Consider the following 7,853-nt stretch of genomic DNA (forward strand, 5'->3'; position numbering starts at 1 on the left):
CCCTGACCCCTGGCCCGCTCCCCAACGAGAGCCGGGCTGGGGAACGTGCAGAAACTCGTCCACATTTGAACAAACGTGGGCTGCTGCTGGCCATGCTGGCGGTGGCCGCGTTGATGCTGATGGTCGGCTCGGAAGTGTCGCAGGCCATCTAGGCGTTCGTGCAGGGTCCGACTCCTCATTGGGTGTCCTGGCCGAGGGCGCAAGGCCTGAGGAAGCCCGTCTGACGTCTGCCGTACTGACCCGCGCACACCAGATGAATGGTCGACGGGGTCGCGACTCGGCCAGGCCGATCTCAGAACCCCCGCCAAGTGCGGCCTTCGAAGAACAGCCCACCCGGGCCAGGGGTAAGCCCTCCGCCAGATCCCGCTGGCCAACCGGGACGTCGGCGGGCGGCGGCTACGCTGAGCGGCGTGAGAGAACCTCAGCCAGGGCGACGGTACGCCGACTCTGCGCTTCTAGAGAGCACGCTCGACCTGTACATCCAGACGGTTGAAGCGGGCAACACCGTTCCTCTGACGAAGGACGGTGAGCTGGTCGCCGTGATCGTCTCTCCTGAGGTGGCGGAGGCGGGGTTGCGCGCGTTGGGGCGCAAGTCCTGACGTATGTCTGTTTGAGCATTGAGGCCCGGGCCGCCGAGGATGGTCCGAGCCTCGCTGTCCTCAAGATGAGTCACCGTATGAGTCTGCTGGTGAATCCGGCCTCGACCAGGCGTTCGTAGGCCGCTTCGACCTCCGGCGGGATTTCCTGCGGGATGGCGAATCCCCGTTCGGGGTAGATCATGATGCGTTGGGTGTCGCCGACCAGCATGCTGATGACGCGTGTGACATCGCCGATGCTCGCGATGTACTCATCCAGCGAGAGCGGTCGTGACGCACAAATGATCTCAAGCTCTGGCCACACCTTCTTGGCGGTGGAGTAGGCACGGCGCTGCTGATACGGCCGAGAGACCAGGATCGCTGAGCGGACTTCGATGCCGTGGTCGGTGAGGAGCTTGCGGGTGAACTCGATGTTCTGCCCGGTGTTGGTGGCATTGGGCTCGACAAGGACGGCCTTGGCGGGAACACCAAGTTGGAGCGCGTGTTCGCGGTAGTGGACGGCCTCGCCGCGTGGGAACCGCTCGATCGTCGTTGGTGCGTTGGCGCCGGTGAAGACGATGCGAGGAAACATGCCCCTCTGGTAGAGCTCCGCCGTGAAGGTGGCCACCCCAAGGTCATGGCTGCCGAGTCCGATTCCAACGTCGCTAAGCCGGATGGCATGGTGCATGTCGTGGTAGTCCCACAGTGTCTCCACGTCGGCACGGTAGGCGTCGGGCAGCAGCACGGCAGGCAAGGACCGCTCCTCAGTCGGGAATCTTGAACGTGTACGACCAAGAGAACCGCGAGGCTGCATGGACGCCCCTCGCGAACTCGACCGTGCGTCCATCGCGCGTGTACGTCTGGCGCTGAAGGATCATCACGGGTTCTCCGGCAGGCAGTTGGAGGAGATCGATTTCTTCTCGTGTGGGCATGCGGGCGTGGAAGCTCTCCGTCATGCTGTCGGGCTCCAGTCCCTGAAGGGTGAGAACAGCGAACCCTCCGCCTCGACCGGCAGGCCCTGGCGTCGGGTCGACGAGCGGTGTTCCTTCGACGTCTTCCGGTCTGTAGTAGCTGGTAAGGGTGTGGGTCGGTGTGTCGCCCTCCTTCACCAAGCGGGCCCGTTCGTAGACGTGGGCACCCGGTTCCAGTTCGAAGGCCGCAGCTACCTCGGCGTCCGCTCCCACCTTGCGGACCTGCTGTGTCTGGTCGGTCGGCTTCCACTCACGGCCTGATGCTTCGCGGTCCGCGGCGAACGCGACCAGACCGCTGAACTTCCACTTGCTCTTGGCGTAGCGGTCGATGCCCAGTCGCTCCATGGGGGGTCGCAGCCGGACCACGGTCCCACGGCGCCGAACCGGCGTGACGAGCCCCTCGGCCTCAAGCATCCGGATGGCTTGGCGGACTGTCTTGATGTTGACCCGGTGCTCTTGAGCGAGCTCCTCCTGTTTGGGCAGCGTGCTACCCGGCAGGTACTCGCCCCGCCTTATGGCATCCCTGAGGATGTCGGCCAGCTCGCGGTAGCCGATGCCCATACTTGCCTCCTCGTGTCGGATTAACGGTAGCGGTAACCGTCGATGTGAGCAGTGTAGGTCAATAGGGGTACCTCTATTGACACGGCAGAGCGCGCGTGTTCTAATAGAGCTACCTCTAATGAGGTTGTGTTTGGAGGGGCTGGCTGACGAGCCATAGAGCCCCGAGGCGTGCACATCCTCGATGCCTCACGACACGACGAGCCCGGACGCAGCGATCGTCCCGCTGGCCGAGCTTTGACCGGAAGGTGGGTCCCGCCATGAAAAGTGGTGAATGCGAGACGTCGAACGCTTCGGCCATGCCGCTCGCGCGACTGGGGCACCAGGCAGTCGTGCAAGGAGGGACGCTCGTCCCATCGTTGGCGCCGTCGCAGTTGGCGCGGTGGTCGTGATGCGGTGCGGGCCGGTGGGCACGCACGTGGTGCCCGATGCCGGGCTGAATCTGACGTGCTTGGCGGCGCGAACAGTGCCGGGGCGGGTCCGGACGTTGGTGGAGCTGCGGCTGGTCTCGTGGGGGCTGGACGTGCTGTGCGACGACGTGACGCTGATCGCGAGCGAGTTGGTGACGAACGCGATCCGGCACACGCCCGGGCGGGAGATCCGGGTGCGGTTCTCGCGTGAGGCGGGCGGGGTGCTGCTGGCGGTGTGGGATTCCTCGGACGTCCTGCCGATGCGCAAGCGGGGGCCGGAGACGGTCGCCGGTGACGTGTCCCCGGACGCTTCGGCGTTGGAGACGGGAGGCGATGACGGCACGGGTGGTCGAGGGCTTCCGATCGTGGAGATGTTGTCGTCCGAGTGCGGGGTGACGGTGACCGACCCGAAGGGGAAGTGGGTCTGGTCGCGCGTCACCGCCTGACCCGTGCGTGTGAGCTGAGCAGCGAACAGATCCCGGAAAGGTGCCGAAAATGGGCGTGCGTCAGGCGGTCGGGCGGTGGCAAGCCGTCCTGCGGTGGCGGACCCTCCTCGGGGACGAGGCGGCGGTGCGCAACCTGGAGCTCCTTGTCGTCGCGCTCAAGCCAAAAGGCTGGCGGTGTGTGGAACTGTACGAGAAAGAAGAGTACGGATTTCCGGTGCCGCTGCTGTGGGTCTATGCGAGCGGGGCGGCAGAGGACGTCGGGGCCGTGGTGACCGTTCGGGCGACGCCGGGCGGTGCCTGGGCCTACTTCGAGGCAGGAAAGGGACGCGGCGGTCTCCTGTCCCCGTGCGGCGATGCAAAGCAGGCAGCTGAGCGGATCGACCGGCTGTTGAAGTACCGCATGTTCCCCAACGTCGAGTGGACCTGGCCTCGGTGAGCCGTATAACCCAGGTCTGGAGCGGAAAGGTGCGGCTGCGGTGAAACGTTCGTTGATTGTCGATTCGCGAGCCAGCTCTTGTTACTTCCGGACATCGGTGGGCGATGGGGAGCGTAAGGCGCTCGTCCAGATCACCGAGCGGTGCAATCTGCACTGCGCTCACTGCTTCGTGTCCTCCACCAAGGAAGGCACGGACATTTCCCTGGACGACTTCGGGGAAATCGTTCTGCCTCGCCTGCAGGCTGCGAGAGTCGAGCGCATCACGCTGACCGGCGGAGAGCCGTTCGTCCATCCCGACCTGATCGCGATATGCCGCGCCGTTTCCGGCTCCGGGCTTCCGGTGGGCATCTGCACGAACGCGACCCAGACCACGGACGAGCAGATCGCCGAGCTCGCTGAGCTCGGCGACGTCCATGTCAACGTCAGCCTCGACGGTTTCCGGCCCGGCTCGCACGGCAAGTTCCGCGGCAACACCTCCTCGTTCGGGGTGACGGTCGAGACCGCGCGTAAGTTCGCCGCCGCCGGGCTGCTGCAAGGCCTGCTGTCTACGCCCAACGCCCTCACTGACCCCGAGGAGTTCGGTGATCCATGCGCTTTTGCAGTGGAGGTCCGGGCGAAGTACGTGCTGATGAATCCGCTGTCGTCCTTCGGGCGCGGAGTGAAGTCACGTGGGCGCCTTGCTGCGCCTGGGGAGGTAATGCGAGCGATCCGAGACGTCACTGGGCGCTTCGCAGGGCAAGGCGTCGAGCTCGTGCACATCAGATTCCCCAACGACGGCAAACCCCTGGCCGGCTGCGACGCAGGCAAGCTCATCTACGTCTTCGCGAACGGTGAAACGGCCGTCTGCCCGTACCTCGTATTCGCCGCGCGAACGCCGCTGTCACGGTATTCCGACACAGAGTTCCTCGTCGGAAACATCCTCACTGGTGACGTTGCAGATGATCTGGACGACTACGACCTGGCCAGACACCTGGGCATGGGCTCGAACGCAACCTGTGGCTCATGCTCGTTGAACAGCGGTTGTGGGAAGGGATGTCCGGCGGCGCTGATCTCACGAGGTGAGCGAATTGGTGACGTGGACGTCGAGCAGTGTCCGGTGGTTGACGGCAAGCCACTGCTGCAGATCGGGCGGTATTCGGCATGACGGCCGCATTCATCGTCATTGAGGGGCCAAACGGTGTCGGCAAGACGACCGGAGCCCGCCTTCTAGCAGCACGGCTCGCTGCGCGCGGGCACGGCGTACACCTGACCGCCGAACCCACCCGGACGCGGCTGGGAGATTTGATCCGTGAAACCGAGGATGAGTTGCCTGGCAGGGCGCTTGCGCTGGCCGTAGCCGCTGACCGCGCGGTGCATGTGGGGAACGAGATCACTCCCGCCCTCCGCGAGGGAAGGATGGTGGTCAGTGACCGATACGTGCCCTCGTCCCTGGTCTTGCAACGCCTCGATGGGTTCCGGCTCTCGGAGATATGGCGCCTCAACGATTTCGCGCCGCGTCCGTCCCTGACCATTTATTTGGAAGAGGACCCGGAGATCATCACGGGACGGCTGGAGGAACGCGGGACCCTCAGCAGATTCGAGAAGTGTTGCTCTCCAGCACGGGAACTGGAACTCTACAGGGGAGCGTACCGCTTCCTGCGGTGGCACCGATGGCGGCAGGCGCGGATCGACTGTCGTGGTATGAATCCCGCAGGAGTTCTTGCGGGGATGCTGAGAAAGATCGACCCCTTGGGGTTGTGAGGGAGACTGGCCAAGGCATGCTGTCCGTCTTGACCCTTAACCTGGGCGCGGCGGCGCGCCCCCGGGCTGAAGCACTCTTGGGCTGGCTGTCAAAGCGGTCCGAAGATGTGCTGCTACTGACCGAGACCAGCGCCGGGCCAGGGACCGCCTATCTGCTGGATCAATTCCGCCAGGGCGGCTGGACGGTGATCAAGGCCGCGGATGAGGGAGATCGTGGCGCTGCTCTGGTCAGTCGGGCGAAGACCTTGGCTGCTGATCCGAGGTGGCTGGCGGGCGTGTCGGTTCCTGGCCGGGTCGCCGCCTGTCTGCTGGACAGCGATCCTCAGGTCTTTGTGGTGTCGGTCTATGTGCCGAGCAGGGATCGAAGCGAGTCCAAGACCGCACGCAAACAGATGTTCATCGCGACCCTCTTGGATGCGTTGGACGCGCTGCCGTCGGACTTGGCGTCACATACCGTCCTGGGCGGCGACTACAACGTCATCGCTCGCGATCACCAGCCACGCCACCGTGGGTTTCTGCCGTTCGAGTACGGGCTGCTGGAGCGGCTGGAGGCCAGCGGCTATGCGGACGCGTACGCACGCGTTCACCCCGGTGAGCAAGCCCACTCGTGGATCGGCCGTACCGGAGACGGGTATCGATACGACTACCTGCACACCGGTGTGGCGGTTGCTGGGCTGGTTTCCGGATGCCGGTACCTGCACGAGACTCGCGAAGGCAAGCTCACCGATCATGCGGCGGTCACCATGAGTCTCAGAGTCGTCCCCAAGTTGCTGGCAACAGCCGATCCGTCCAGCGTTGGCGCGTTGTTCTGATCGGCCCGCCTCAGCCGATGCACTGCTGGTTCGCGCGTACGACTGAGTCGTAGGTCTCGGTGACGCGCTCCAACTTGGCGTCTAGACCATTCGCCCACGCGTCCAGCCGAGCCTGGGCGACGGTGCCGGATTCCGCATCGCCGAGGACGGTCTCGATCTCGAAGAACAATCCCGCGTCTCGGACGTCGTCCAGGCACAGCGCCATGTTCCCGGCCTGGCCCCTCCGGCGCTCCTTGACGATGCGGACTGTCGGACGGAATCCCATCAGCAGCAGAGCGGCGTGCATCTGCTTGGCATCGGCGACGACCGTCTCGGCTTCCAGGCAGGCCAACTCATTGTCCTGGGGCGTCTTGACGGTCAAGAGGTGCTGGTCACCGACGGTTCGGAGTCTTGCGAAGGGGACACCGGCCTTCGGCTGGCCATAATCCCACCACTCCGGGGCGTAGGCCTGATCGTCCTGGTGGACCGCATCGGACAACTTCACACCCTGGTCGGTGAGCGCACGTACCAAGCGGTCTTCGTCGATCACCCGGTACTTGACCTCGATCTCTTGCATTTTCCCTGAGCTCCCTGCCGCGGGTGCGGAACCAGCAGAGCCTAGCGGGAGACCGCTGTGTCACCACGGTCCAAGGGAACGACTTGGGTGGGTCAGGTGGGTTTGTGGCAGTGGCACGCCACGTGCGGTTATTGGGGGGTGAATGTGGTGATGGGGCGGCCAGTGTTCCAGAGTTCGGTGACGTGGTAGGCGAAACGGTCGTAGAGGCCGTCGTCCTGGTGGCGTTTTATGTGGAGCATCGGGGAGTCGTGCCCGACCAGGTGTGCCAGGTGCGGGGTCACGAGCATCTCGTCGTCGAAGACGAAGACGCTCATGGCGATGTGGTCGTCGCCGTAGCGCGCCTCGATGCCGGGCACGTCCGCGATCCTGGAGAGCTCGTCCAGGGTGATCTTGATGCGGGTGCTCACGGTGAGCGGGACCGCTTCGAGTCGCTCGCGGTGCCGCGTGACCTCGCTGTCGGGGTCTCCGACCAGGAACCTCACGCGGCAGCCGCCTTCGGCCTTGCGGCGCAGGACGGTCCGCAGGTTGGGGATCTCCAGCCACAGGAAGTAGTTCGTGTAGCCGGCGAAGGTCAGTTCCTTGCTCGCCTCCCCGATGAGGCGGCGCCAGACGGTCTTGGGGCAGGCGGAGCGGTAGGGGTACACCGCCGCGATCTCGCGGTCGGGTCCTGTTTTGACGTTCTTGCGGATGGCGTCAGGCCACAACATGCCCTCATCAACTCCCAAGGCGTCCGAGGCTGCCCAGCGGTGACGCGGGTGCGGTGTGCGATCTTCTTCGGCTACCCACCGGGCCACGGTCTTGACGTCCACTTGACAAGCTTCGGCGAGTTCCTGCTCTGTCAGTCTCGCATTCGTCATGGCCTGTCGTAGCGCGTCGTTCGGCACACCTGCACCCCCTCGGCTGGACGGCTCGGACGTCGTCGACGCTAACTCGAAAGCGTCCTGGACGTCCTGGGAACGGAGTTCCGGCGTCCGGCTGCACGGGCGCATCCTCGACACACCTCACAGCACGACGAGCCCGGACGCGGCGATCGCCTCGCCGGCCGAGCCCTTGACCGGAAGGTGGTTCCCGGGGGCATGCCACATCGCAGGTGCGGGCCGTGGTGATGCCGCGGTGGGCGTGATGGGGTGCGGTCCGATCGGCGAGGTGCCGGAGGCCGGGCTGGGCCTGACGTGCTTGGCCGCGGAGACCGTGCCGGGGCGGGTTCGGACGTTGGTGGAGTTGCGGCTGGTCTCGTGGGGGCTGGACGTGCTGTGCGACGACGTGACGCTGATCGCGAGCGAGTTGGTGACGAACGCGATCCGGCACACGCCCGGGCGGGAGATCCGGGTGCGGTTCTCGCGTGAGGC

Annotated in this window: 11 protein-coding genes; 6 read left to right on the forward strand and 5 right to left on the reverse strand. The window is 65.2% G+C overall.

Features of this window, described 5'->3' with window-relative positions:
* Positions 1–410: 410 nt before the first annotated feature.
* Positions 411–599 carry a hypothetical protein gene (locus E1264_RS36945; RefSeq protein WP_132181244.1) on the forward strand — a complete coding sequence of 63 codons (189 nt, stop codon included), beginning with the start codon at positions 411–413 and terminating at the stop codon, positions 597–599.
* A 70-nt stretch (positions 600–669) separates the two neighbouring features.
* On the opposite strand, the gene E1264_RS36950 is transcribed toward E1264_RS36945, so the two are convergent.
* A complete protein-coding gene (locus E1264_RS36950) occupies positions 670–1,320 on the reverse strand; it encodes a YdcF family protein (RefSeq protein ID WP_243711404.1) in 651 nt (216 codons plus the stop codon).
* Positions 1,321–1,339: 19 nt separating this feature from the next.
* Positions 1,340–2,107, reverse strand: a complete 768-nt coding sequence (locus tag E1264_RS36955; protein WP_132181248.1) for a GntR family transcriptional regulator — start codon at positions 2,105–2,107, stop codon at positions 1,340–1,342.
* 403 nt (positions 2,108–2,510) lie between these two features.
* On the opposite strand from E1264_RS36955, the gene E1264_RS36960 reads away from it, so the two are divergent.
* From E1264_RS36960 to E1264_RS36980, 5 genes are read left to right on the forward strand one after another with little or no spacing between them, the layout of a single operon-like run.
* Positions 2,511–2,960, forward strand: a complete 450-nt coding sequence (locus E1264_RS36960) for an ATP-binding protein (RefSeq protein WP_165964569.1) — start codon at positions 2,511–2,513, stop codon at positions 2,958–2,960.
* Between the two features lie 49 nt (positions 2,961–3,009).
* On the forward strand, positions 3,010–3,396 hold the full coding sequence (locus tag E1264_RS36965) for a hypothetical protein (RefSeq protein ID WP_132181252.1): 387 nt from the start codon (positions 3,010–3,012) through the stop codon (positions 3,394–3,396).
* Between the two features lie 40 nt (positions 3,397–3,436).
* Positions 3,437–4,540 (forward strand): radical SAM protein, encoded by a 1,104-nt coding sequence (locus tag E1264_RS36970; RefSeq protein WP_132181254.1) that lies wholly within the window; start codon positions 3,437–3,439, stop codon positions 4,538–4,540.
* On the forward strand, positions 4,537–5,136 hold the full coding sequence (gene tmk, locus E1264_RS36975) for a dTMP kinase (protein ID WP_132181256.1): 600 nt from the start codon (positions 4,537–4,539) through the stop codon (positions 5,134–5,136). The genes E1264_RS36970 and tmk overlap by 4 nt, the downstream gene beginning before the upstream one ends.
* 17 nt (positions 5,137–5,153) lie before the next feature.
* A complete protein-coding gene (locus E1264_RS36980) occupies positions 5,154–5,948 on the forward strand; it encodes an endonuclease/exonuclease/phosphatase family protein (protein ID WP_132181258.1) in 795 nt (264 codons plus the stop codon).
* A 10-nt stretch (positions 5,949–5,958) separates the two neighbouring features.
* Here the strand turns inward: E1264_RS36980 and E1264_RS36985 are convergent, their stop codons facing one another.
* The 3 genes from E1264_RS36985 to E1264_RS44080 all read right to left on the reverse strand — a co-directional run.
* Positions 5,959–6,504, reverse strand: a complete 546-nt coding sequence (locus E1264_RS36985) for a CYTH domain-containing protein (RefSeq protein ID WP_132181260.1) — start codon at positions 6,502–6,504, stop codon at positions 5,959–5,961.
* A gap of 128 nt (positions 6,505–6,632) precedes the next feature.
* Positions 6,633–7,211: a DUF5919 domain-containing protein gene (locus E1264_RS36990; protein ID WP_243711403.1), complete on the reverse strand. Its 579-nt coding sequence runs from the start codon at positions 7,209–7,211 to the stop codon at positions 6,633–6,635.
* A 294-nt stretch (positions 7,212–7,505) separates the two neighbouring features.
* Positions 7,506–7,853 (reverse strand): hypothetical protein (locus tag E1264_RS44080; RefSeq protein ID WP_207936741.1); only part of this gene is annotated, 348 nt, incomplete at its 5' end.

Source organism: Actinomadura sp. KC216, assembly GCF_004348535.1.
Taxonomy (GTDB): Bacteria; Actinomycetota; Actinomycetes; order Streptosporangiales; family Streptosporangiaceae; genus Spirillospora.

Coding starts and splice junctions, on each gene's coding strand:
- E1264_RS36955 (WP_132181248.1), bottom strand. CDS start 2,107: ATGGGCATCGGCTACCGCGAGCTGGCCGACATCCTCAGGGATGCCATA.
- E1264_RS36965 (WP_132181252.1), top strand. CDS start 3,010: ATGGGCGTGCGTCAGGCGGTCGGGCGGTGGCAAGCCGTCCTGCGGTGG.
- tmk (WP_132181256.1), top strand. CDS start 4,537: ATGACGGCCGCATTCATCGTCATTGAGGGGCCAAACGGTGTCGGCAAG.
- E1264_RS36980 (WP_132181258.1), top strand. CDS start 5,154: ATGCTGTCCGTCTTGACCCTTAACCTGGGCGCGGCGGCGCGCCCCCGG.
- E1264_RS36985 (WP_132181260.1), bottom strand. CDS start 6,504: ATGCAAGAGATCGAGGTCAAGTACCGGGTGATCGACGAAGACCGCTTG.
- E1264_RS36990 (WP_243711403.1), bottom strand. CDS start 7,211: ATGTTGTGGCCTGACGCCATCCGCAAGAACGTCAAAACAGGACCCGAC.